The following is a 24,216-nucleotide window of genomic DNA, read 5'->3' as shown; positions in this document are numbered from 1 at the left end:
TGAACAACTCCTTCAAATAGTTCAATTATACAAATGCGATCTGAGGACTTACAATGAAAAGATTAAATTAGAATATAAGGAGTGTACCCGTTATGCAGATATATAACAAAGTAGTTCTTGTTACGGGTGGCGGTACAGGGATTGGCAGATCAACCAGTCTCATGCTGGCCAAGCGAGGGGCGACCGTTATCGTTAACTATTCTCGTTCGCAAGCCGATGCGGAAGAAACCGTTCGATCGATCAACAAAGAGGGCGGCCAAGCTATAGGGGTACAAGCAGATGTATCGAAGGACAAGGAAGTCCGGAGCATGGTCGAAGCTATCATCCAGCAATTCGGGACCGTGGATTTGCTCGTCAACAACGCCAGTATGACAAGTCATATTCCAATGTACAACCTGGAGGAAGTTACCGGAGAAATATGGGATGAATTGTTCGATGTGAATGTAAAAGGCATGTTTTACTGTGCGCGAGCTGTCGCACCTTACATGAAGAACAATAAACAGGGAGCCATCGTCAACTTAGGCAGCATTGCCGGGCAAACTGGATTAGGCTCTTCTCTTCCCTACGCCGTATCGAAGGCGGCCGTTCATGGCTTAACAAAATCACTAGCGCGAGCTTTAGCTCCCGATATTCGGGTCAACTGCATCGTACCGGGAGCTGTCGCAACAAGATGGTGGTCTGGAAGAGAAGAACAAATGCAGAGATTAGCCCCGAATCTGCTGCTGCAGCGCATTTCGACACCCGAAGATATTGCCTCCATGATCTGTGCAACCTTAGAGCAAGAAGCGATGACGGGGCAAATCATTACTGTGGATAGCGGTCAAACGTTGTAGGGTAACGAATGTGATAACCTGCCGCTGCTCGGTCGAATTCCAAACAGGGCAGGCGGGTATTAATAGCCAAAGCCTTAGCCTTAGGGATGTGATTCGATTAAAGCTCCTCGTCGGATTGGTTGATGAGCCAGTGAATGCCGAATTTGTCCTTCAGGCTGCCATACCCTTTAGACCAAAAGGTTTCCGCAAGCTCCATCTCGACGGTGCCGCCTTCTTTGAGCTTGTTGAAGATTGCCCGCAGCTCTTCAAGATCCTTGCTGACGATGGAGAGGCTGATGTTTGTGCCTTCAACGAAAGGCATATCCGGGAACACGTCGGAGAACATAACCGTGCTGCCCATAATTTTCAGGCGTGTATGCATGACCAGAGGCTTTACTGCTTCTGGCATCTCAAAATCTGGATTTGGAGGAGAATCTCCGAAGGTCATAATTTCAGGCTTGTCCGTTCCGAAAACCTCTGCATAAAACAAAACCGCTTCACGACAGTTGCCATTAAAATTCAAATACGCCTGAACAGCCACTTACGTCACTCCTTCATAAGGTTGTGTTGGGGTTAAGCATGGTCATTTACGTTCCAATTGTATCATGAATTCGAGCTTGTTCAAACTGCGACCCGAGAAGGGAAGCTGAGGGCTTTTTTTACCAAAAATAAGCAATTAAACCGTCCATAAGACTTATTGTTCTCAGCACCCGCCACGGATAAAATGAGAGAATAAGCTTCGAAAGCAGTCGACACTGAGAGCTTATAGCCTGAAGCACTCCATAGCTTACCTCAAAGCCGGGCACCCATAGCGGGTGCCCTTTCATTTTTTTCAAAGCGGATGTGTTCAGGGTTAATGAAATCGGGTATTAAATGTTGGGATACATAACGGTTATTGCTTTACTTTTAAAAAAGCAAAGTGGAAAGGTGAGTATAGACGATGGAAGCAGCACAAATAGCGGCAATAGATGAGATGAAACGAGAGATTCACCAGTGGTTCGACCAATTGGAGAAGCAGGATGTAGCAGATGTGATCAAGCGAACCAAGCTGCAGGTAGGGGTCTTTGATTATGCACAAATAGACTGCACCGCTCAAAAGATTGACATTATCGACCATGATCTGGGCATCGGCTGGCCGGATGAAAAGGATGAGCAGCCTGACCCGCATGCGCTGTTTACAGCGGGGCAGATCGAGACGCTTGTTAAGCCGCAGCTTGCGGAGGAGATTGGGGAGCGACTGAAACGGCTGGAAGCATCACCCGTTACGGATTACCGCTTTACTTTTTGCGGAAAGTTCCGGGCTGTGGAAAGCGTCGTAGAACTCCCGCTTGTGACATACGTGAATGAGGCGAAAAAGCAAGAGCTGCTGGGACATTTACAAGCTTATGTGGCGCAAAAGCTGGATGCGGGCAAGTTTCCGACGAAGCCGCTGGATACGTTTTTTCTAGCACGCCACTTGCTTAGTGAGCAGCTTTTTCCACAGCTGGACGGCGAATGGATCATTGCCAAATTCGAGAAAATTTTAGAGCTCAATAAATCTCGTAGAGAAGCGCTTCAGGAGCATCGCAGCAACATCATTATCAGGCTGAAGGACTGGGTGGAAAACCAATTGCTGCCGCCGTTTTTTACGATAGAGGAGGGCGAGGACGGACGGAAGCAGTATAAATTGAAGTCTGGTGCTGCCGCCGAGTCTGTACAACCGGGGCTAATTTCGCTGCTGCTTTATACGGCTGTCGCTATTCTTCGCTTTGAGCCGAGCTACAGCAAGCAGAGGGGACTCGCCTTTATCGACTGTGCCCGTCAGCTTGGAAGCGATAAAGCAGCGCAACTGCTTGAAGAAGGCAGCGGTGCTTATCCGAAGGAAGATAGCGACTATAGCGATGCTTATGTTCACTGCAAGGCGAATGATGTTTTTTCGACGATAACAATCGTCATTAAGCAGGAGGAGCAGCAGAGCTACACACAGGCGTTGGCGTTCATCATTCGGTTGCTTCAGCAGGGGTTCCCTAAAAGCTATAAGATCAAGCTCAAATCGAGCGTTAAACAATATTTACCGCTGAAAGGTCTAACCAAATCGGATACGCACCGCTTCTTTGCGAATGTGCTTGCTTTTGAAGAGCTGCATCCGCTGCTGGAGCAATATGCGCGCGAGGCAATGGAGGAGTTCGAATGGTACAGCGATACGGAGGATGAAAAAAGCTGCATGCCGGGAAGCTATGCTGTTTTCGGTCTAGGCTTAGCCGATCCCCGTTATTTTCCGCTTGCTCAGCAATATATGAAGCTGGTAGATGTGGAGCATCAATCAGTCCAAAATAAATTTACCGCCGAGTTTGTGGCTCGTTACGGCGTTAATGCCGATTCTATTGCAACACTTGTTGTATGCATGCTGCATAGTACGGAAGAGCTGAAGCTCAAAATCAAGCCGACTTTCGAAGAGGAAAACAATTTGGCGCTGCTGCTGGAGCAAGTGGAGGGGCGGCAGGATTATGAAGTGGAGCATCTCCTCTATTTGATCTGGGGCGGGACAGACAAGCTGAAGGCAGCAGCTCGCAAAACGAAGGACGCGCGCCAGCCGCTTATGGAGCAGCTGCTGCAAGCCGCTTATACATAGGCTTGAGCAGGAGCGCAGGCAGGAGCAAATGAGCAATAGGCAGCGTGAAGCTTTTTTTATAAAAGGGGGCCTGACCATGTATATCGTATCAAATAATGGTTCGCCTATATCAGCCGAAAAGCTGCGGCAGCTGGAACAAGAGCAGCGGTTGACGCTGCCTGAAGCGTATGTCCGCTTCTTGGTTGTACACGGCCCAGGCACTTATCGCGGCTGGTTTAATATTGAAGCGCCTGATCCTCATGTGCTGAAGTCGTTCGCGGAGGAGGAGTTTTGGGAGCATGATGCTGCCAGCCCGATTACGCAGCAGCAAATCGCCGAATGCGTGTCGATTGGCACGACGATTGATGGCGACTTTCTCGCGGTTCATCCGGCTGTCAAGGGCATCATCTGGCTGCCGCGGCATTCGGAGATTATTGAGCTGTATGCCGAGGATGGGATGGAGCATGAGGACTATACGGCATTTCTTAATCAGATTTATGGCGAAAAGCTTGCTCAGCAAGCGGCGGCTCCGGCTTATTTTGAGCCGTGGACACAAATGCGGAAGCATCAATTTTTTCATTTTGACCCGGATAAGGCCGGATTCGAGCTGCCTGAGCTGGCACGTGAGTGCAAGAAAAGCTTTGAGCCGAATTTGCAGATCGAAAATGCCCATACATGCCTATTGTTTTTGCAGGGTCTGGGCGGGTATATTCGTTTCAATTATGCTTACCGGCTGGAGGTTGCCATTTTCTATGAGGAGGGGCAGGAGCCGCTCTTGCAGCAAATAACCGCTTTTTTGGAAAATCATAATTGTAAATCGTTAATCTAATCGAAAAGGTGGAAATAAGATGGAAACATTAAGTCGATTCGTCTGGAACAGTCTGCCGAGCCAAGAGAAGGAAATTGTATTGAAAATACTGCTGGACAAGCTGCCGGAAGGGTTTGAATATCAAGGTCTGAAAGCGTTTCAGCGTTATGGCAGCGGACTCGAAACAGGTGTTTATGTGTATAAGGGCTATAAGTTCGTTTATGTGCCGGGAGATAAGGTAACGCTAGGCTGGGAGCGTTGGGAGCAAGGCTTGGATGCCGCAACAGCCGCAGATTTTCAGGAGACGATGAACGAATTTGGCGTTGAGGATCGTGATGCGTTTATCCGTGATCAAATGTCTCCGGTTCGCGAGGTGGAAATAGGCGCTATGCTCGTGGAATGCGAGACGCATTCGTTAGGCTGGTACAGGGTAGAGCTCGATGACGAGGATTTGGCCGAGGATGAGGATTTTCAGGAGGAATTAGAAAAATTCAAGCTCAGCACCTATTCCGAATACGAGCGTCATCAAAATTTTCGCTTCGTACGCGAAGGGGAGCACATCCTCGCTTATTTGTTTAATGATGAGCTGGACGCGGATATCGTCGCAGAGCAAATTGAGCAATCCGGCTTTAGCCTGCCTACGGAGGATGAGTGGGAATATCTTTACGGCGGCGGCTGCCGAACGTTGTATCCTTGGGGCGACAGCTTTGATTATGGACTGAAGCTCAGGCATTTTGAGGAGCTGGCCGAAGGCGAGAGCAGACCTTATGATTTGGAGCTGCCGAATGCGTTCGGTATTTGCTTCTCAGGAGATCCTTATCAGTACGAAATGACGCTGAAGGATGAGGCGTTTTTTCCGAAGGGCGGAGACGGCGGCAGCTTAGTATGCGGGGGAACAGGACCCGTTGTAGGCTACTTGCCAGCGACAGCGGTCTATTATCGCGATCCTCATGTATTTGAGCTGGACTTCGAGGATATAGTCGGCAATTTGCGTTTTAGACGGATCATCCGGTTGTAAGAGGCAGGGCAGAGCGTGGATTAGCTAGGCTCGGATTCGGATTTAAGCGAAAGAGAGGCTCGAAACAACTGCTCCAACTGGGTTTCATCATGGCACTGCTTCTCAATTCAGCGCATCATTCGCTCGGAATAACGCAGCGAATGATGCTGCTCGGCAGGCAGAAGAGCACTTTCGCCAAATTTGAGACAGCTTACGAGTTGGAGCAGCAGCTTCTCAGCGGCATTAGGATCAATGTTTTCCATTGTGCATTGTGCATTGTGCGATATACCGGCTTTTCCGTTGAAAAGTAATACGTGAGGAAGGAAGCTAGAATTCGGAGCCTCACTTTTTTGTTCCGAAGTGCTGTCCACTATCAAAACCGTATTTGGCGAGATACTGCGGATACGAATGAAGATGCACAGCCCTTGCCGTGCGCTGAGCTTCCTCTCGATGTTCGGGAACCTTCTCAGCCTCTACATAATCAGCCAGCACGTCGATGACGTCATCAAGCAGCTTCGCCCGAAAATAAAGCTCCAACCGTTCGAGGGTCGCAGTCCCCGCTTCTGCCCGAACTTTATCTCTCCATACCGACCACGAAGGATACTTCGTTAGTGGCCAAAGCAGCACCGAGTAGTCCATCGCCGCATCGCCCTGACCAGTCAAGTCGTCCCAGTCGATTATCCGGAAGCTGTAATTGTCGCATGTCAATACGTTGTTGCTGTTCAGATCGTTATGAACAACATCACTTGCAGGATGTAGAAAGGCAGGGGTGTGCCGAACGATGTCCCGCAGCCTTTGAATCTCGTCCCCAAACCACACAATCGTCTCGTCCGATACAAAATCACGGAGCAGCTCGCGCGAACTTCGGATTTCTTCGAGATCCTCCGTAAACCGGGTAATATACTCGTCCTCGAACGCCTCCGCATAAGTGCGGGTCTCAGCCTTGGGCAGCATTCCGCTAAGACGCTCGTCGCGGTGGAGCTTAGCAATGGTCTCTATGACTCCCGTTAGCGCAAATTCGGGATTCGGTGCTTCCATAAGTGGGGTCGCTTGCTCAATGTATTCAAAAACTAGTCCATAGGCATACTCCGGCACGATTTCGTCCTCAATGATATGAACGAGCTTGGGCGCGGTGTAGTTCTCGGCAAGATAATCACTGACGCTCGCCCACTGCTGAAGACGCGCGGCATTGCTACGCGGGGCTAGCTTGACATGAAGCTGGGTGCGGCCGTCCGTCAGCCGGACAGACAAGTTGCCGAAGCCTCCAGGGTTAAAGATATAGGATGCCTTGATAGGTTTAGGATCTAAACCAAGGGTATTGGCATTTGATGAAGCCCATTCCGCAATTATTTTTTCGACTAGTTGTACCTGCATATGTACACCCTGCTTTCACAGCATATTTTGGTCCATTCCGAATCGTTGTGCATAGGATTAGCCAGAAATATATTCCCCGAACAGCTGCCGCGCTTTATCCCAGTCTACGCCGAGCTCGCCCTTCCAGCCCGCCCATGGCATCTCCAAATCGGAGCGTCCATTCGTATTTTTCATTTGAAGATAGCTTTTTAATACGTCCTCTGTGTTCGTCCAAAAATCAGGAGACAGGGGGAGAACCGTATTGGGAAGTACACCTACCAATGTTAGAGATTGCAGAATGCTTCGGCGCATGCCCGGCGTTCCTTTCAGAAGCTTCGCTGCGGTGAGGCGCTTCTCCAATTTGCCGGGTGTTTCATCATCTTCGGCCTGATCAATGAAGTGCAACAGCTGGTTGAATTTCTGAATATCCTCGGCTGTTGGCACAATCGGGCGATGCGCTGTCAGCTCAGCTAATTCAGTCAAATGGGCATAAGCGCCAACAGTTGAATCATAGGCATTACCTAAATGAACGACGTACCGAATATAGGCTAAATGCTCGTACTGGTCATTAGTGAAGCCGCAATATTTGCAGCACATGAATCGCTCTGCCTGCTCATAAGGATGCTCCCGCATATGGATCATTTGTTTATAATTAATTAAAGAAGAAATTCCTGCGGGAAAGCTGCCCCCGACACCAGCAATGAATACGCCAGCCATGCTAACCCACGAAAAGGCTTGGATAGATTGAAGCGCAATGAGCTTGCGGTTCAGCTCGTCATGGGTAAGCAGCTCGATTTTATTAGCCTCCCAATGAAACTCGTCCAGCAGTTCACGCTCACTTGGCTCCAAAATATCCGTGTTATATAGACTGATGCTGCGAACGGAATCGTATTGGTAATTGTTATATTTATACAGCTTTTTGAGCGCTTTCAACAATTTTTTATCCATTATGCAGACTCCTTGTTTATTAGAAATGAACAGGAATGACCCTCAAATATAAGCTTAATAGGAACGCATCGCTAATGCAAATCGGGAAGGGAGAATTGGGAGAATACGCTAATAGTTTGGTACAATTAAACGAACCCGTCAATTTGGTGCATGAACTGTCGGACTCCTTCGAGGAGAATTTGATACTCTACAGAAGTGGAAGGGAGGGCGACTAAAGATGCTTGAGCATATGAACCGGGCATTGGCCTATATTGAAGAACATTTGACGGAGGAGATAGATTTTACAGAGGCCGCAAGGCGAGCGTTATGCTCGGAATATCATTTTAAGCGAATGTTCTCATTCCTTGCCGGGCTTACGATGTCTGAATACATTCGCCGCCGTCGTCTAACGCTGGCTGCCTTTGAGCTACAGCAAAGTCAGATTAAAGTCATCGACGTTGCGATGAAATATGGCTATCAATCACCGGATGCATTTACGAAGGCGTTTCAGCTCTACCATGGGGTTACGCCATCTGAAGCAAGAAGCAGCGGACACTCATTAAAGGTTTGCCCTCGCATGTCCTTCCAGTTAATCGTTAGAGGAGGAGTCGAAATGAATTATCGTATCGAGGAAAAAACGGGTTTTCGCATCGTCGGCATTCACAAGCGGGTGCCCATCCAATTTAACGGGGTTAATCCGGAAATCGCAGCAATGTGGCAAAGCTTGGACGAGCAAAAAATAACAGCGCTCAAGCAGCTATCCAATATGGAGCCGTATGGCATGATTAGCGGCTCAGCGAATTTCTCGGAAGGTCGGATGGAGGAGAAGGGCGAGCTGGACCATTATATTGGCGTGGCCACGACGCTCGCGTGTGTCGAGCCATTTTCACAATTGGAGGTTGCAGCATCTTCCTGGGCTGTATTTGAAGCAGTCGGGCCATTCCCGGGTACGCTTCAAGAAATTTGGGGCCGCATTTATTCGGAGTGGTTTCCGTCTTCCAGCTATGAGCAAGTGGAGGGGCCGGAGCTATTGTGGAATGAGCACAAGGACATCACATCTGCGACGTTTAGAAGCGAGATATGGATTCCGGTTAGGAAGCGGCTGTAAGTTAGTAGCGATTGATGCAGCGTAGAAGAAGAAGAAGAAGAAGAAGAAGGGGAAGCCGGGAGGAGCCGAGCTTCTCCTTCTTCATTCATTGAGATTGCTGAATCATAGCTAGGGGCAGCGCTTCAGTCAGCAGCTATAATACCCGCTATATTCATTTTTAGCGGCATGCGCTATATTTGAGAGAAATAGAATGTAAAGGTAAATGAGGGGTTTATAATCATTTTGAGAAAACAGATTAAATTAAGCCATGTGATTTACGTAGTATTTTTTGTTTTACTGCTGATTACTGTGCGCTGGAGCTGGCAAAATCAGCTCACTGTAGAGAACCCGCCAATGGTGAAGCAAGGCGTGCTGGATTTACGCGGTGTAGATTTGGATGAATCCAAGCCGTTTCTGCTGGACGGACAATGGTTGTTTTATGCGGGGCAATGGGTTGGCGCATCTAATGTTGAAAGCACTGTTAAGGGACAGTTGCTTCAGGTGCCAGGCAAATGGAATGCGGCCTTTGACCATGCTGCTCAGGAGGCATACGGATTTGGAACGTATTATGTACGAATTTTGCTTGATCGGCCATCGGTGGAGCCATTTAGCGTGTGGTTTCAATCTATTTATACTGCTTCGGAGGTGGAGATTAACGGGGAGCTGCTTGCGAAGCACGGCGAGCTTGCCGAGGGGCAGGAAGATCATGTTTCTGACAATAAGTCATTCAAGGTGAGCTATGACGGTGATAATCAAGTGGAGCTGGATTTGTTTGTTCGAGTATCCAATTATGAAGCGCCGCTGAATGGCGGCATTATTCGTTCAGTACAAATGGGAACAGAAGAAGGCATTGACCGAAGCTATACCTATTCCAGTTCTTTTCAGCTAATCGTCATTGTCATTTTCCTACTGCATGCGATATATGCGCTGATTATTTATTTCATTAATGTTCGAAAAACAGAATTTATTATGTTTTTTCTCATGATGGTTTCAGCGGCGATGACGATTGCGACCTATCACCATGGGCTTTTATTCCAGCTAATCCCTGCTGAATTTGCATGGACGCTGAAGCTGAAGGTTTTTTCGTATGTATGGTTCGCTTTTTTTCTCCTCATGATGGGCAGGGCTTTTATTGGGGTTACTCGCAAAGGCCTATTGTTTTATAGCTACGTCTGCGTATTAGCGGCGTATACGATTTTTGTCGCATGCGGCCCGCTAGAGCTGGTGCTGTATTCGATTGAATCGAATCTATACATGCTGCTATATTACCTCCCCGTGTTCTGGACAGCCTATTATTTTATAAAAATGGTGTTAAATCAGGCAGAAGGTGCATTATTTCTCTTATTTTCCGTCGTATGTGTCATTAATAATATGTTGTGGGGATCGGTGTATTACGCTGGAACGTCGCAATATATGTTTTATCCGGTCGATTTAATTGCAGCGCTTACCAGCTTCTCGGCCCATTGGTTTAAAAGATATTATCATAATTGGCATGAAAATGTTTCACTGAGCGCCCAATTGGCGGAGTCGAATCGCTTGAAGGATCGTTTTCTTGCTAATACGTCGCATGAGCTGCGCACGCCGCTGCACGGCATTATGAACATTGCCCAAAGCGTGCTGACAAGAAAAAAACATGTGCTTGATGGGCAAAGCCAGCGCGATATGGAGCTGCTCATTATGATCAGCCGCAGGATGTCGCTTATGCTGAATGATTTGCTGGACGTCGTCAGGCTTCAGGATAAAAGGATTCAAGTACGGATGACCGCGGTAAAAGTTCAGTCAGTAGCTGCTGGTGTGCTGGATATGCTGCGGTTTTTGACCGAGGGCACGCGGGTTAAGCTGCGGATGGATATGAAGGAAAATTTGCCGTGTGTCTATGCCGATGAGGAACGACTCGTGCAGATTATTATTAATTTGGTGCACAATGCATTGAAATACACCCAAGAAGGAAGCGTGGAGCTGGCTGCTGAGCTCATAAACGGACAAGTGCAAATACGTGTGACGGATACAGGAGTAGGTATGGATGAGCTGATGCAAAAGCGTGCTTTCCAGCGCTACGAGCAAGGCGCTTCTGGCAGAGGGGGAATTGGGCTCGGGCTAAGTATATGCAAGGACTTGGTCGAATTGCATGGCGGCGAGCTGCTCGTTCAATCTCAGCCGGGCAAGGGCAGTATGTTCAGCTTTAACTTGTCCGTGTTTGATGAAAGTGTGGAAGACGCACCGACTCAACCGATGATTTTTGAGAAAAAAGAGTCGGAATCACTGGCTTCTGTCGGCGCACAGCTTGCAGCAGGAGCGGACGCGATGGCAGCAGCCCGTTATGATTTAACCGAAGTCGCTCTGCCTGCCTCGAAGTCTGGTGGAGCTACAGATCGGATTCGTGTGCTGGCTGTTGATGATGATCCCGTCAATTTAAAGGTGCTGGCTCATATTTTGTCAGCGGATATGTACGATATTGAAATGGCGTTTTCCGCGCAAGAAGCAGTGGACAAGCTCCATCGCGGGCAGTGGGATCTTGTTATTGCAGACGTTATGATGCCGGGTATGTCAGGGTATGCATTAACGCGGTTCATTCGCGAGCGGTTTACGCTGTATGAGCTGCCGATTATTTTGCTGACCGCGCGCAGCGAGCCGGAAGATATTTATGCTGGTTTTGTGGCGGGAGCGAATGATTATGTTACCAAGCCCGTTGATGCACTGGAGCTGAGGTATCGGGCGGGATCGCTTTCCTCGCTCAAGCAGGCGGTTAATGAACGATTAAGCATGGAGGCCGCTTATTTGCAGGCGCAAATCCAGCCGCATTTTTTATTTAATGCCTTGAATTCGATTTTGGCGTTAAGCGAGATTGATGCGGATAAGATGAGAAATCTAGCAGAAGCGTTTACAGCTTATCTGCGTATTAGCTTTGACTTTCTCACCGCAGGCAAGCTGGTACCGCTGTCGCGGGAGCTTGAGCTGGTGAAAAATTATTTATATATTGAGCAGCAGCGTTTTGGCGAGCGGCTTAAGGTCGAGTGGGATGTACAGGAGGATGTTGATAAGAATATGCCGATTCCTCCGCTTACCATTCAGCCGTTAGTAGAAAATGCGGTCAGGCATGGACTGCTAAGCCGGCGCAAGGGCGGGACGCTGGGCATTCGTATTGAGCAGCAAGCGGACTCGGTGCAATTTTATGTGAGGGATACGGGGATTGGTATGAATGAGGAGCAGATTAGCCGGTTGTTGAAACCAGCGGAAAGAGAACATCGCGGAATTGGGCTGCTGAATACGCATAGCCGCTTGACTCGGCTTTATGGCCGAGGGTTGAATTTGGAGAGTAAAGTAGGGGAGGGAACCGTTGTAGGGTTTGAGATTTCAAGACTTGAGGAATAGAAGTTTCGCAAAATGTGATGGGCTGGGAATATGATGGCGTTCTAATCTCGTAAAATGGAGGGAACAGATTTGAACTGGAGAAAAATGCTTGGTGTGTTATTGACCGTTGTTGTTGTGCTTCTGCCCGGTAATACAGCGTTTGCGGTATCATCGGAAAGCTATACGTGGAAAAATGTATCTATCGGGGGAGGAGGATACGTGACAGGAATTGTGATTCATCCTTCTGAGCCGGATCTGGTGTATATCCGTACTGATGTTGGCGGGGCATACCGTCTGGACCCGGATGATTCAAGCTGGATTCCGCTAATGGACGGACTGGGTCCAGAGCAGAGTAATTTGTATGGAATTGATGGAATAGCGCTTGATGCACAAAACCCAGATATCGTCTATGTATCCGCTGGAAAAACAGGGAGCGCATCTCCCAGCGATATTCTGAAATCGACCGACCGCGGGAATACGTGGTCCAGAACAAATTTAAACAAGCGCAATGAGGCTAACGGCAATGTGGAGCGGGCCATGGGGGAGAGTATTGCCGTTCACCCTCATCTATCTAACATGGTGTATGCGGGTACCCGTTATGATGGCTTGTATAGAAGTCAGGATGCAGGACAAACCTGGTCCAAAGTAAATGAGGTTCCCGCCGGGACAAGCGGCAAAGGGATTCGCAGCTTGATCTTCGGTAGCGTTCCCGGGGCAGCTAACTTTGAGACAGCACTTTATGTCGGTGTAATGGGAATTGGAATATATGAGACACGAGATGAGGGGTCTACTTGGAATTTGATTCCGGGAAGCCCTGCACATCCGGCTCGTTTGGCCGCAGGACAGGATGGGTCTTTGTATGTAACTACGCCAAATAACGGAGTACATAGGTATAAGGATGAAAGCTGGAGCAATATTACGCCTAATGCAGCCTATACATCCTATTACGGCATTGATATTGATCCTCATAATGACAGCCATCTGTTGGCCGCGGTCAGGACAGGCGGAGCCCAGCTTCCGCTGTATCGTTCTATCAACAGGGGAGAGAGCTGGACGCTAGTGAACAAGGCTCAAACCACAAAGCCCGGCTGGTGGCAGCCTAATATGTTCTTTTCAGCCACGTCTACTGTCGTGTTTGACCCGCATCATGCCGGAAGCGTTTATTCCGCAGACTGGTTCGGCGTCTACCGAACAAAGGACATCGGAACGTTATGGACAAAGTGGGAGACCTTATCTAATGGTCATGAAGAGGTGGTTGCCCTCACAGCAGCTGCGCCGCCAGGAGGAGCACCGCTATTTACGGGTGTAGCTGATGTTATTGGCTTTCGTCATATGGATGTGTTTGCTTCGCCTGCTGCGAGGCTGGAGATGAGCTCGATGCGGGAGATGGTTAGTGTTGACTATCACGAAGCTAATCCACAATATATGGCCTTTATCGGGAGTGATGACTGGTATGGAACAGTTACCCGCATGTTCGTTTCATCAGATAATGGGCTGACAATGGAAGCACGCCCCGTACCTGCAGGCTCTAAGCTGGGCAGACTGGCTTATTCCGCTACAGATCCTAATACGATTGTATGGTTCCCCCAATCCGGCAGTCCAGTGAGGACAACAGACAGGGGCGCTACATGGGAGAGCATGACAGGGGCGCCGACGGGCACGGTGGGCGGGAGTATGATATTTTCATACAATCATCCGATAGCTGCTGATCGGGTGGACGGAAGCAAATTTTATGCCTATAAATCGGGCTATTTGCATGTGAGCTCGGATGCAGGACAAAGCTGGTCCATCGCTAACCAAACGCCGCTGCCAGGGGGAAGCCCCGTGAAGGTTGAGGCAGCTCCCGGAATGGAAGGCGTGCTCTGGATTAGCTTAGGTGCTAATGGTGTGTATGTCTCAGACAATTCAGGAGCCTCTTTTACCAAGCTCGATCAGATCAAGGAGGCTAAATTGTTTGCATTCGGCAAAGCGGCTCCGGGACAGACACAGCCGGCAGCTTATATATATGGAGAGGTTGGCGGGATAAAGGGAATATTCCGTTCGGATGATAGGGGTAGCACATGGATTCAAATTAATTCGCCGCAAATGCAAATCGGAAATGAGCCTCAGGTTATGGTGGCAGACCGTCAGGAATACGGAAAAGTATATATTGGCACGAACGGGCGCGGCTTTATGGCCGGAACAAAGGAATAAGCTTTAGAGACTGGGGCGATAAGCTTAGCAGAGAGAGAAAATCGCGGCATTGGATTATGGAATACGTATTATAGCCTATGGTTTGATTCTTCGGTGTAATGGTTGCTAAGGTGACTTCATTATACTTGGATCTACTATGGGCTTTTTTTTAACCCTCCAGATCGAATATGAATCTAATCCCCCCTAATGTCGAACAAAAAAATACAACAAATTCCAAAAAAAGTACAACTAAACCATAGAGAAAATATGGTAGTATTTAGAAGTAACCGTTTTCAAAATTTAGAAAAATTATCAAATAAAGTCCTCTAGAGTAGGGGTGCACATTCGTTGTCCATCTCCGTTGCTTCCCATGAAATGTTTTATTTCAGAAATATGCAAGCGCTTTCAATTTGTGGTGAACAGATTTCTGCTGGATCATGTATTAACGCCAACAATCGGAGCACGGACCTCTATATAGGCTTCTGCGACACCTATTACGATTGGTTCGGTTTCGGATTAATATAATGTTGGGAAAATTGGAGTGTATAAAAATGACGAAGAAGGAGGGGGAGCGATGAGGGTTAAGCAATGGGGAAAATGATACAGCTAAAGGACGATGAATTCTACGTTCAAGAAGAATTTTGTAAAATGTTTTTAAATGGAATTTTTAATGTTTGAAAATTTAAATGGAGGTATTGTTATATGTTTAGAAGTTTATTTATGTTTTTACTAGCATTTATACTATTGCTAGGTGGTCTGCCGATGATGTCTGCTCATGCTGCTAACAATGCAACTGCAAAACTGCCGGGGAACTCGAATCCACTTATGGATCATAAATTGGGAGCAGATCCCTATGTGTTGGTTCATAATGGCAGAGTGTATGTTTATATGTCAAGCGATGCGTATGTATATAACAGCAACGGAACCGTTAAAGAAAATGATTTTAGTGAGCTGAATAAAATAAACGTCATATCCTCTGCGGATATGGTGAATTGGACAGATCATGGCGCCATTCCAGTTGCAGGCTTCAACAATGCAAATAATGGAGCTGGAGTTGCCAAATGGGCCTCACTCTCGTGGGCACCCGCCGTTGCAAAGAAAAATATAAATGGTCAGGATAAATTTTTCCTTTATTTCTCGAACGGTGCTTCAGGTATTGGCGTGTTAACTGCAAACACTCCAATTGGACCGTGGTCAGACCCGCTCGGAAAAGCACTAGTGACACATAGTACACCTGGCGTGGCTGGCGTTACATGGCTGTTTGACCCTGCTGTATTAGTGGATGATGACGGCACAGGATATTTATATGTAGGTGGAGGCATACCCAATACCTCTAGTCAAGCTTCAATTGCGAATCCCAAAACAGCCAGAGTTTTAAAATTAGGCGCTGATATGACTAGTGTTGTTGGAAGTGCGGTAACGATTGATGCTCCTTTTTTGTTTGAGGATTCAGGTATTCATAAGTATAACGGCAAATATTATTATTCGTACTGTATTAATTTCTCCGGCACACATCCAGCAAATTACCCGGCAGGCGAGATTGGTTATATGGTGAGCAACAGCCCGATGGGTCCCTTTACTTATACGGGGCATTTCTTGAAAAATCCATATACCTTCTTCGGAGTTGGCGGAAATAACCATCATGCTGTATTTAACTTTAACAACCAATGGTATGTTGTCTATCATGCCCAAACGGTCAGCAAGGCTCTGCTGGGAGACGGAAAAGGCTATCGCTCTCCTCATATTAATAAGCTTACGCATAATGCGGATGGAACGATCCAAGAGGTACAGGGAAATATGGCAGGCGTACCCCAGATTGCCAACCTTAATCCCTACATTAGAACGGAAGCGGAAACAATCGGGTGGAATGCGGGCATTACAACCGAGCGGAGTCAAGCAACTGGCGGACCTACAAATAATCTGAATGTGACAAACGTGAACAATGGGGATTGGATTGCTGTAGGAAAAGCTGATTTTGGTACGAGCGGAGCAAAGACGTTTAAAGCGAATGTGGCGTCAAATGTAGGAGGTAAAATAGAAATACGTCTGGATAGTGCAACGGGTACGCTAGTGGGGACTCTTAATGTCAGTTCTACTGGAGGCGTGCAAAACTGGCAGGAAATCGAAACGACCGTGAGCAATGCAACGGGAGTGCACAATTTGTTTCTAGTATTTACCGGATCGGGTGCTAGCAACTTATTTAATATTGATTACTGGCAGTTTACGCCTAATACGTCTACTACACCTACTAACCCTACTACGCCTACTGGAACAAGGGTTGAAGCTGAGAATATGACGCTCAGCGGCACTTATGCCGGGGTTATAAGTTCACCTTTCAATGGCGTTGCGCTATACGCCAATGATGACAGCAGTACGTACACACAGTATTTTGCTAATCCTACTCATCATTTTTCGGTTAGGGGCGCTTCAAATAACTCGGGCACTGCCAGAGTCGATTTGAAAATAGGTGGAACGACAGTGGGTTCCTTTTACTTTACTGGAACGACGCCAACCGTCCAAACCTTGTCCAATATTACGCATGGAACGGGAAATCAAGAGATCAGCCTGCTTGTAACGACTGATAATGGGACGTGGGATGCTTACGTCGATTATTTGGAAATTACTCAATGACCATTTTAACTCGGAGAGGACTTTAATATGTATAAGCGAATATCCCTTTTTTTATCGGCCTTACTTTTACTCATGAGTATGATGTCAAGCATCCCGCTAGCCTCAGCGGCTACTTTTACAAATCCGTTTATATATGCTGATGCGCCAGATAACGATGTGATCAGGGTAGGCAATACTTTTTATATGACCAGCACGACTATGCACATGAATCCCGGCGTTCCCATTATGAAATCATATGACCTTGTGAACTGGGAAATCGTAAATTATGTTTACGATACTTACGCCAATAATGATGCGCAAAATCTTAACAATGGACAAAACGAATATGGAAGAGGCTCATGGGCAAGCAGTCTTCGCTATAACAACGGAATCTATTATGTGTCCTTCGGCTCTAATTCTACCGGCAAAACTTATATTTATCAGACCAGCAACATAGAAACGGGGCCTTGGACCTCATCCGTGCTTGGCAGCTATTATCATGACGCATCGCTGCTTTTTGATAATAATCGTGTATTTTTGGTTTATGGCAGTGATGATATTAGAATTATCGAGCTTTCCTCCGATGCAAAGTCTATCAAATCGGGTGGACTCAATCAGATCATCATTCCGAGTTCAAGTAACATTGCAGGCTCCAACTTCATAGTCAAGGCTGAAGGCGCACACATACAAAAGATTAATGGAATGTACTATGTATTCCTGATATGCTGGCCATCGGGAAGCGGGCGTACACAACTAACCTATCGTGCAAGCAGCTTGACCGGAGCCTATACAGGACAGGTTTCATTAAAGGATTCAGGCATAGCACAGGGAGGGATTGTGGATACGGCTTCTGGCGCTTGGTACGCTATGTTGTTTAAAGACAGTGGGGCAATCGGACGTATGCCGTATCTTGTTCCGGTTACCTGGGCAAATAATTGGCCGGTATTCGGAGTTAATGGCAAGGCGCCTCTAACGATGAATCTTCCTGTTGAGGGATATCCGGTGAAGAAGGTTTATGCATCAGATGAGTTTTCTTCGGCTCAAGCCCCGAGTCAGCTCATTGTAAACGGAGGATTTGAGGATGCAACCATAAGCCCTTGGACGAATAACAATACGGCAACGGTTGCAGCAACGACGACAGACTATGTCAGCGGATCAAAAAGCCTATTTGTTAGCGGCAGGCAGCAAACAGCTGCGGGCCTAAAGCAAGTCATTACGGGTAAAGTGACGGCAGGCGGCGTCTATCAATTTTCCGCAAAAGTTAAATATACCGACGGACCCGCCACTAAAACCTTCAACTTTAATATCCAAAACGGTCCAAGCTACACGGGGATATCCATTCTTGGCTCTAGTACGCTAACCAAAGGCCAGTGGGGCACGATTCAAGGAACCTATACGCTTCCGGCTGGCGCCGATCTCTCGCAAACGTTTATTTTTATTGAGACACCTTACAATTCAACCCCAAATCAGGCAAATGACCTAATGAATTTCTATGTAGACGATGTTTCGTTTACAGGAATGGCTTCGTCAGGGGCGACTCTTGCAAAGGTGTGGCAGTGGAATCACAATCCTGACCCTACAAAATGGTCCCTTGCACAGCGGCCCGGATTTATGAGGCTGACGACCGGAAAGCTGAGCACAAGTATTCTTGATGCCAGAAATACGCTTACGCAAAGGACATTTGGTCCCCAATCTACAGGAACCATTGCGATGGAAACAAGCGGCATGAAGGATGGAGATTATGCTGGCCTTGCGGCTTTTCAGGCTAAATATGGCTTTGTTGGAGTAAAGATGTCCGGGGCTTCGAAATCCATTGTGATGGTAAATGCGAGCTCGGGAACGATGACTGAGGTGGCAAATGTCCCGGTCACTCAGGATCGCGTGTATTTTAAGCTTTTCTGTGATTTCACAAATCAGACGGATAAAGCCTATTTCTCCTACAGTCTTGATGGCACCAATTGGACGTCGATAGGCAATACGCTCCAAATGTCTTATACGTTGCCTCATTTTATGGGATACCGTTTTGCTCTGTTCAATTATGCGACCAAATCAACGGGTGGTTTTGTTGATTTTGATTATTTAAGATTGCAGTAATGAAATGGCTGTAAAGCATACATCCGCAGTATTTTGTGGGAGTGCTGCGGATGGTGACAATGCCTGCTAGAGAGAAGGCTACAGCGGTACGGAGGGAAGAGATAAATTATACTAGTATTTAATTAATAGGAGGTACATGATGTTTAAATCAAAACTAGTAAGTGGATTAATGACCTTGGCGCTTTCTGTTACGTTAATGTCCAGCTCAATGGTGCCAGGAGCAAGTGCTGCTGATGTGAACTGTCCGAACGGCTACGTAGGTTTAACATTTGACGATGGCCCCAATCCCGGAACCACGACAAATTTGCTTAATGCGCTGAAGCAGGCTGGATTGCGCGCAACGATGTTCAACACCGGACAAAACTCGCAAAATAACCCGTCTCTGGTGCGGGAGCAAGTAGCCGCGGGCATGTGGATCGCCAACCACTCTTACACCCACCCGCAAATGACTTCACTCAGCACCGCGCAGATGACGTCGGAAATTACAAGGACGCAGCAGGCGATTCAGTCCATTACCGGAAGTGCGCCGAAGCTGTTCCGTCCACCGTACGGTGCTACCAACGCGACTCTGAAATCAATCGTGGCTCAAAACGGTCTTAAAGAAATACTGTGGAACGTGGACTCCTTGGATTGGAACGGCGCCACCTCTGCCCAGATCGTGGCCGCCACAGGCAGGCTGCAAAATGGTGACATCATCCTGATGCATGACCAGTTCCAGGCTACGCGCCAAGCGATCCCGCAAATTGCTCAAAACCTCAAGAGCCGCGGCCTTTGCTCGGGCATGATCTCGTCGACGACAGGCCGTGCGGTCGCTCCTGACAACGGCGGTACAACACCGTCCCCAGGCACAGGCACGAAAGTGGAAGCTGAGAATATGACCAAAAGCGGTCAGTATACTGGAAATATTAGCTCGCCATTCAACGGGGTTGTTCTATATGCCAACAATGATTTAGTGAAATACACGCAATATTTTGAAAGCGGCACTCATCATTTTTCACTGCGTGGTGCTTCGAACAATGCTAATATGGCCAGAGTTGACTTGAAAATCGGCGGGCAGACGAAGGGAACCTTCTACTTCGGAGGCAGCAATCCAGCGGTCTATACGCTAAACAATGTCAGCCATGGAACCGGGAACCAAGTTATCGAGCTTGTTGTAACCGCGGATGACGGCACATGGGATGCTTATCTTGATTATTTGGAAATCAACTGAACAAACGAAGCGGTAAAGGGGCCTTTGCGTTAATAACTTGAATGCTAATCTTAATAATAAAAGCCTGGCAGGAGCCCCCTGCCGGGCTTTTCGACGTTCACAGCATAGTAACTTGCCGAATCGTTTGCTGGAAATAGGGTTTTAGGAGATAAGAAATAAGAGCACGCACTCTTCAAAGTATATTATCTGGATATGTATTTGATTCATTTTGCTGCACCAAAGTATTTGTAGGCATGGCGAGCGATGGAGGAGCTGTATTCCGCAGGGAAAATCAAAGTGATTGGCGTTGCAAATTTTGCATGAGGCATGGGGGCCGCTAGGGCAAGGGAATAAAGCGTTATTGGAGCATCCAGAATTAAAAAGGATAGCTGATTATCATCGTAAAACAGTGGCACAGGTCATTTTACGTTGGCACTTGGAGCGAGGCATCATCGTTATTCCAAAGTCATCAAGCCCAAAAAGAATGAAAGAAAATAGCCAGATATTTGATTTTGAGCTGTCTAGTGATGACATATTGCAGATCAACCAGCTGAATGTAGGCAAAAGATATTCGGTTAAGCCAACCGGCTATATGATTCATCCTATTTATCATAAGCTGATGAAGCTTTTTATTAAATAAATACAGCTGCTGCAAAGTAAAAAGCACTCAAGAGTTGCTTTTTACTTTGTAGCCTTCCAACTGCAATAGCTTGGTTTTCATCTCTATTCCACCTCGATAGCCAGTGAGTGTCCCGTTTTTGCCGATAACGCGATGGCAAGGAATGGTAATGAGTATCGGGTTCGCGCCAATGGCTGCACCAACCGCTCGAACCGCCGCAGGCTTTTGAATATGGGCGGCAATATCCGAATAGGACCAGGTTTGCCCATATGGAATGCTGCAAAGAGCCTGCCATACTGCTTCTTGGAACGGTGTTCCTTGAAAAACGGCGGAAATCGTAAAGGCTTCAAGCGTTCCTTGCAAATATTGAGCCAACTCAGCTTTATACGGAAGCAGCTTTTCATCATCCCGAATCAAAGAGCTATGCGGAAAGCGCGACGCAGCCCATCTCGCTAACTCCTCATAGGGCTGCTTCTGCGAGCCTACAAAGCAAAGCCCTTCATTTGTCGCTGCAACATGCAGGCTCCAATCTTCATAGCTAAACAGCGACCAATAGATGTCCCCGCTAAATGAATCTTTCATGTTGGATTATCTCCTTTATTTGTAGTAGCTCCACCATTGTTATGCCGCTGTCGGTAGCCCTCTGGTGTATGCCCGGTTTTCTGCTTGAACAAGGTAATAAAATAGGGCGTATTGAACAAGCCGACACATTCGCCTACTTCTGCAATGGATTTAGGAGAAGAGAGGAGTAACGCCTTAGCTTTTTCGATCCTTATTTGCTGGATATAATCGACGGGGGTTTTGCCCGTTACTTTTTTGAACGTTCGGTGCAAATGATACGGCGTGCCATGACAAACGGATGCAAGGGCGGCAAGCGTTAGCTTATTTTTATAGTGTCGATCAATATACTCGGTCACCACGGAGATCCATTCTTCATCCGGCAAACGCTGCCCTGTCGGTTTACAGCGTTTACAAGGACGAAATTGGGCAGTCAGCGCTTGCTCTACGGTTCGAAAGTAGCCGATATTTTCTCTGTTGGGCGGTCTTGATTTGCAGGACGGCCGGCAAAAAATACCCGTCGTTTTGACAGCGTAATAAAATTGACCGTCATATGATGGGTCATTTCCTACGATGGCTCGCCATTGTTCATTAGATACAGGCGCAGGCGGGAGGGGCTCATCCTCATCGCGCAGGCTGTCAGAAATCTGATTCGGATTCGGATTCGCGTTCCATTCGTCGGACATTGTCGTTCACCTCTAAGGCTAGTATAACCGTGAATGGGAGATTTGTGTGCGATCTGGAATGGAATAGCAAGATAACGAAATTTTGAGGCTGAATAAAGCTCGATAGGGTAAACATGCGGCCTTTGCGGCAAACGAGCAAAATGAAGGTTGAATTGAGGTTTGTGGAGAAATGAATTATAATTTTCATTATTGATAATAGTTATCATTTATTGTAAATGCGACATCAGATTCTATATAAAAAGGGGCTTATCACTTGACTGTCATGCTCAATGCGGAAGAGCATATCCAGCTATGGAATGCTGCCGCTATCAAAATTATTGATGTAAGACACTTCAGCATGAGGCATGGCGAGGAATTGCGGTCGTACCTTTTTCCGTCAAGTATCTTTCTATATGCCATTCGCGGCGAGGCGCAGGTGCTGCTGGACGGGATCGAACATACCGCGAAACGCTTCCATCTATGGCATGGTGGAAAAGGAACCTGTCTGGATATTTTTCCAACGGAAGCGGAGTTTGAATATTATTTGATCTTCTATAAAGCAACGATGCCATCGACTGGCAGACGGGAAATTCTGCATCTTAATGAGCGATACAATCCGTTTCAACTGCAATATGGCTTGGCTCCACTGCATGCAGCTGTTTTATTTGACAAGGTGGATATGATGCTGCAGCAGTGGCATAGCTCAAGCGCGCTAGAAAAATTTCATGTTAAAACGTTGTTTTATCAATTTGTTTATGAACTGCTATGGCAGCTGGAGCGTCAGCAAATTGGGATGAAACGACCTGACCTTGCAGCTCAGGTCGTTCGCTATATTCAGGAGCATTACCATGAGCCTATAACCCGGGAATCAATCGCTCAGATTTTTCACTACAGCGTCCCCTATGTATCCAGACAATTTAAACAGGAAACGGGCATAAGCATGATTGATTATGTGATAAGAGAGCGTGTCAGTAAAGCGATGGAATACTTGCAGAAAACAGATATGACGGTTCAAGAGGCCTCCATCAGTGTCGGCTATGACGACGTATCCTATTTCACGAGAGTATTCAAAAAACATACCGGGATGACTCCCAAGCAATTTAAGGATCAAGATAAAGCAAAGTCAGCAGGGTTCGATTATCCTATCATTAAGGTTGGATCGTCCCTTTTCCCGCGCAGGCTGCAACGTTATATTGGTAATGGATATGAGAACCGTTATCAGTATAAAAGAGAAGGAGAGTTATCCGTGCACAGACACAAATCATCTATGGGGGTCACTTTACTGTTATGCCTTACGCTATTACTTAGCGCGTGCTCAGGAACAGTCAGCTCTAATAATGGAGCAGTAACGACAGGTGGAAACGCTCAAGTGCAGGAATCAGCATCAAGCGGTGGTGCCGCAAGCACAGCGGAAATGGTGACTTATTCGGCAGTGAATGGGGAAGTTAAAATTCCCAAAAATCCACAGCGTGTCGTGATTATAGCGGGCGCCTTTGCTGGACATTTGCTGGCACTGGGTATTAAGCCGGTTGGTGCGGGAGAAGAGGCTTTTAATAGCTATACGGAAGGAAAGCTGGATGGGGTTGAAAGTATAGGCGATGGGATTGCGTATGAGAAAATTTTGGAGCTGCAGCCGGATCTTATTATCGTATGGAATGACCCTGCTGTTCTTGACAGGCTGAACCAGATTGCTCCGACGGTAGTTGTCGATTATGGCGTGCCTGTCAGAGAACAGCTGCTGGAATTCGGGAAGATGACGGGTCGGGAGGAGCAGGCAAATGCCTGGATTTCAGCTTGGGATAAAAAGATAGCCGATTACAAGCCGAAGGTGCAAGCGGCTGTGGGTGACAAAACCGTTGCTATCTTTGACTCTGGCAGCGCTAAAGAGTTTTATGCATACGGCAATAAGCTGGGAAGAGGCGGCGAAATTATTTATGGCGAATTCGAGTTGAAGGCGCCGCCGATTATTCAGAAGGAAGCGATCGACAGCGGTACAGGCTGGGCAAAGCTGTCTTTGGAGCTGCTGCCCGAATATGCAGGAGATTATATTTTTATAAGCGAGTGGACAGGCATGGACAATCCAGAGGCTGTTTTTGAAGGCAGTATGTGGGAGCAACTGGACGCAGTCAAAAACAATCGCGTTTTTCGCGAAAAAGGAAGAGGCTTTATGTTTAGCGACCCTGTGTCCTTGGACGCTCAGTTGGAGTTTGTTGTGAAAAGCTTTATAGGGGAATAATTGGTAATTGACGGGTATAAGCCAGAACCGTGAGTATGCGGTTCTGGCTTTTTTTAAAATATTAGCAGGAATATGATTTTATTTTTAAAATCGGTATGGAGTTGTGGGGCTATAACCTTTATAATTTGACGAGAATACTTTAATAAAG

Annotated in this window: 18 protein-coding genes; 12 read left to right on the top strand and 6 right to left on the bottom strand. The window is 47.2% G+C overall.

The window, feature by feature from the left end; translation table 11 throughout:
* The first annotated feature begins 92 nt into the window (after positions 1 to 92).
* Positions 93 to 833 (top strand): SDR family NAD(P)-dependent oxidoreductase, encoded by a 741-nt coding sequence (locus V5J77_RS14785; RefSeq protein WP_338551602.1) that lies wholly within the window; start codon positions 93 to 95, stop codon positions 831 to 833.
* A 97-nt stretch (positions 834 to 930) separates the two neighbouring features.
* On the opposite strand, the gene V5J77_RS14780 is transcribed toward V5J77_RS14785, so the two are convergent.
* Positions 931 to 1,353 (bottom strand): VOC family protein, encoded by a 423-nt coding sequence (locus V5J77_RS14780; RefSeq protein ID WP_338551601.1) that lies wholly within the window; start codon positions 1,351 to 1,353, stop codon positions 931 to 933.
* 399 nt (positions 1,354 to 1,752) lie between these two features.
* Here V5J77_RS14780 and V5J77_RS14775 point away from each other — a divergent pair, with 399 nt between their 5' ends.
* From V5J77_RS14775 to V5J77_RS14765, 3 genes are all read left to right on the top strand, one after another.
* Positions 1,753 to 3,423 carry a DUF6138 family protein gene (locus tag V5J77_RS14775; protein WP_338551600.1) on the top strand — a complete coding sequence of 557 codons (1,671 nt, stop codon included), beginning with the start codon at positions 1,753 to 1,755 and terminating at the stop codon, positions 3,421 to 3,423.
* Positions 3,424 to 3,499: 76 nt separating this feature from the next.
* On the top strand, positions 3,500 to 4,231 hold the full coding sequence (locus V5J77_RS14770; protein WP_338551599.1) for an SMI1/KNR4 family protein: 732 nt from the start codon (positions 3,500 to 3,502) through the stop codon (positions 4,229 to 4,231).
* A gap of 19 nt (positions 4,232 to 4,250) precedes the next feature.
* Positions 4,251 to 5,228 (top strand): hypothetical protein, encoded by a 978-nt coding sequence (locus tag V5J77_RS14765; RefSeq protein ID WP_338551597.1) that lies wholly within the window; start codon positions 4,251 to 4,253, stop codon positions 5,226 to 5,228.
* A gap of 107 nt (positions 5,229 to 5,335) precedes the next feature.
* Here the strand turns inward: V5J77_RS14765 and V5J77_RS14760 are convergent, their stop codons facing one another.
* The 3 genes from V5J77_RS14760 to V5J77_RS14750 form a co-directional block, all read right to left on the bottom strand.
* Positions 5,336 to 5,470 carry a hypothetical protein gene (locus tag V5J77_RS14760; RefSeq protein WP_338551595.1) on the bottom strand — a complete coding sequence of 45 codons (135 nt, stop codon included), beginning with the start codon at positions 5,468 to 5,470 and terminating at the stop codon, positions 5,336 to 5,338.
* A gap of 79 nt (positions 5,471 to 5,549) precedes the next feature.
* A complete protein-coding gene (locus V5J77_RS14755; protein WP_338551594.1) occupies positions 5,550 to 6,581 on the bottom strand; it encodes an aminoglycoside phosphotransferase family protein in 1,032 nt (343 codons plus the stop codon).
* 57 nt (positions 6,582 to 6,638) lie between these two features.
* A complete protein-coding gene (locus V5J77_RS14750; protein WP_338551593.1) occupies positions 6,639 to 7,508 on the bottom strand; it encodes a hypothetical protein in 870 nt (289 codons plus the stop codon).
* A 217-nt stretch (positions 7,509 to 7,725) separates the two neighbouring features.
* Here V5J77_RS14750 and V5J77_RS14745 point away from each other — a divergent pair, with 217 nt between their 5' ends.
* From V5J77_RS14745 to V5J77_RS14715, 7 genes are all read left to right on the top strand, one after another.
* Positions 7,726 to 8,595: an AraC family transcriptional regulator gene (locus V5J77_RS14745; RefSeq protein WP_338551592.1), complete on the top strand. Its 870-nt coding sequence runs from the start codon at positions 7,726 to 7,728 to the stop codon at positions 8,593 to 8,595.
* A 222-nt stretch (positions 8,596 to 8,817) separates the two neighbouring features.
* Entirely contained in the window at positions 8,818 to 11,946 is a 3,129-nt protein-coding gene (locus tag V5J77_RS14740) for an ATP-binding protein (protein WP_338551591.1), read from the top strand.
* A gap of 69 nt (positions 11,947 to 12,015) precedes the next feature.
* On the top strand, positions 12,016 to 14,118 hold the full coding sequence (locus tag V5J77_RS14735; protein ID WP_338551590.1) for a hypothetical protein: 2,103 nt from the start codon (positions 12,016 to 12,018) through the stop codon (positions 14,116 to 14,118).
* A 699-nt stretch (positions 14,119 to 14,817) separates the two neighbouring features.
* Positions 14,818 to 16,728 carry a carbohydrate-binding protein gene (locus V5J77_RS14730; protein WP_338556819.1) on the top strand — a complete coding sequence of 637 codons (1,911 nt, stop codon included), beginning with the start codon at positions 14,818 to 14,820 and terminating at the stop codon, positions 16,726 to 16,728.
* A gap of 78 nt (positions 16,729 to 16,806) precedes the next feature.
* Positions 16,807 to 18,801 carry a family 43 glycosylhydrolase gene (locus V5J77_RS14725; RefSeq protein ID WP_338551589.1) on the top strand — a complete coding sequence of 665 codons (1,995 nt, stop codon included), beginning with the start codon at positions 16,807 to 16,809 and terminating at the stop codon, positions 18,799 to 18,801.
* Between the two features lie 139 nt (positions 18,802 to 18,940).
* Positions 18,941 to 20,011 (top strand): polysaccharide deacetylase family protein, encoded by a 1,071-nt coding sequence (locus V5J77_RS14720; RefSeq protein ID WP_338556817.1) that lies wholly within the window; start codon positions 18,941 to 18,943, stop codon positions 20,009 to 20,011.
* A 280-nt stretch (positions 20,012 to 20,291) separates the two neighbouring features.
* Positions 20,292 to 20,630, top strand: a complete 339-nt coding sequence (locus tag V5J77_RS14715) for an aldo/keto reductase (RefSeq protein ID WP_338551587.1) — start codon at positions 20,292 to 20,294, stop codon at positions 20,628 to 20,630.
* Between the two features lie 27 nt (positions 20,631 to 20,657).
* Here V5J77_RS14715 and V5J77_RS14710 read toward each other — a convergent pair whose 3' ends face one another.
* Complete coding sequence (locus V5J77_RS14710; protein ID WP_338551586.1) at positions 20,658 to 21,191, bottom strand: methylated-DNA--[protein]-cysteine S-methyltransferase; 534 nt, start codon at positions 21,189 to 21,191, stop codon at positions 20,658 to 20,660.
* Positions 21,188 to 21,853, bottom strand: a complete 666-nt coding sequence (locus V5J77_RS14705) for a bifunctional transcriptional activator/DNA repair enzyme AdaA (RefSeq protein ID WP_338551585.1) — start codon at positions 21,851 to 21,853, stop codon at positions 21,188 to 21,190. The genes V5J77_RS14710 and V5J77_RS14705 overlap by 4 nt, the downstream gene beginning before the upstream one ends.
* Before the next feature lie 262 nt (positions 21,854 to 22,115).
* On the opposite strand from V5J77_RS14705, the gene V5J77_RS14700 reads away from it, so the two are divergent.
* Positions 22,116 to 24,068, top strand: a complete 1,953-nt coding sequence (locus V5J77_RS14700) for an AraC family transcriptional regulator (RefSeq protein ID WP_338556815.1) — start codon at positions 22,116 to 22,118, stop codon at positions 24,066 to 24,068.
* The last annotated feature ends 148 nt before the right edge of the window (positions 24,069 to 24,216 follow it).

Origin of the sequence: Paenibacillus sp. KS-LC4 (genome assembly GCF_036894955.1) — a bacterium.
Lineage (GTDB): Bacteria > Bacillota > Bacilli > Paenibacillales > Paenibacillaceae > Pristimantibacillus.
Note: the sequence above shows the minus strand (reverse complement) of the source record. Positions and strands in the feature narration are given on the sequence as shown.

What these genes read in the sequence shown, in the direction of transcription:
- V5J77_RS14760 (WP_338551595.1), bottom strand. Translation starts at nt 5,470, where the DNA reads ATGGAAAACATTGATCCTAATGCCGCTGAGAAGCTGCTGCTCCAACTC.
- V5J77_RS14725 (WP_338551589.1), top strand. Translation starts at nt 16,807, where the DNA reads ATGATGTCAAGCATCCCGCTAGCCTCAGCGGCTACTTTTACAAATCCG.
- V5J77_RS14755 (WP_338551594.1), bottom strand. Translation starts at nt 6,581, where the DNA reads ATGCAGGTACAACTAGTCGAAAAAATAATTGCGGAATGGGCTTCATCA.
- V5J77_RS14730 (WP_338556819.1), top strand. Translation starts at nt 14,818, where the DNA reads ATGTTTTTACTAGCATTTATACTATTGCTAGGTGGTCTGCCGATGATG.
- V5J77_RS14705 (WP_338551585.1), bottom strand. Translation starts at nt 21,853, where the DNA reads ATGTCCGACGAATGGAACGCGAATCCGAATCCGAATCAGATTTCTGAC.
- V5J77_RS14770 (WP_338551599.1), top strand. Translation starts at nt 3,500, where the DNA reads ATGTATATCGTATCAAATAATGGTTCGCCTATATCAGCCGAAAAGCTG.
- V5J77_RS14745 (WP_338551592.1), top strand. Translation starts at nt 7,726, where the DNA reads ATGCTTGAGCATATGAACCGGGCATTGGCCTATATTGAAGAACATTTG.
- V5J77_RS14710 (WP_338551586.1), bottom strand. Translation starts at nt 21,191, where the DNA reads ATGAAAGATTCATTTAGCGGGGACATCTATTGGTCGCTGTTTAGCTAT.
- V5J77_RS14750 (WP_338551593.1), bottom strand. Translation starts at nt 7,508, where the DNA reads ATGGATAAAAAATTGTTGAAAGCGCTCAAAAAGCTGTATAAATATAAC.
- V5J77_RS14765 (WP_338551597.1), top strand. Translation starts at nt 4,251, where the DNA reads ATGGAAACATTAAGTCGATTCGTCTGGAACAGTCTGCCGAGCCAAGAG.
- V5J77_RS14775 (WP_338551600.1), top strand. Translation starts at nt 1,753, where the DNA reads ATGGAAGCAGCACAAATAGCGGCAATAGATGAGATGAAACGAGAGATT.
- V5J77_RS14785 (WP_338551602.1), top strand. Translation starts at nt 93, where the DNA reads ATGCAGATATATAACAAAGTAGTTCTTGTTACGGGTGGCGGTACAGGG.
- V5J77_RS14700 (WP_338556815.1), top strand. Translation starts at nt 22,116, where the DNA reads ATGCTCAATGCGGAAGAGCATATCCAGCTATGGAATGCTGCCGCTATC.
- V5J77_RS14720 (WP_338556817.1), top strand. Translation starts at nt 18,941, where the DNA reads ATGTTTAAATCAAAACTAGTAAGTGGATTAATGACCTTGGCGCTTTCT.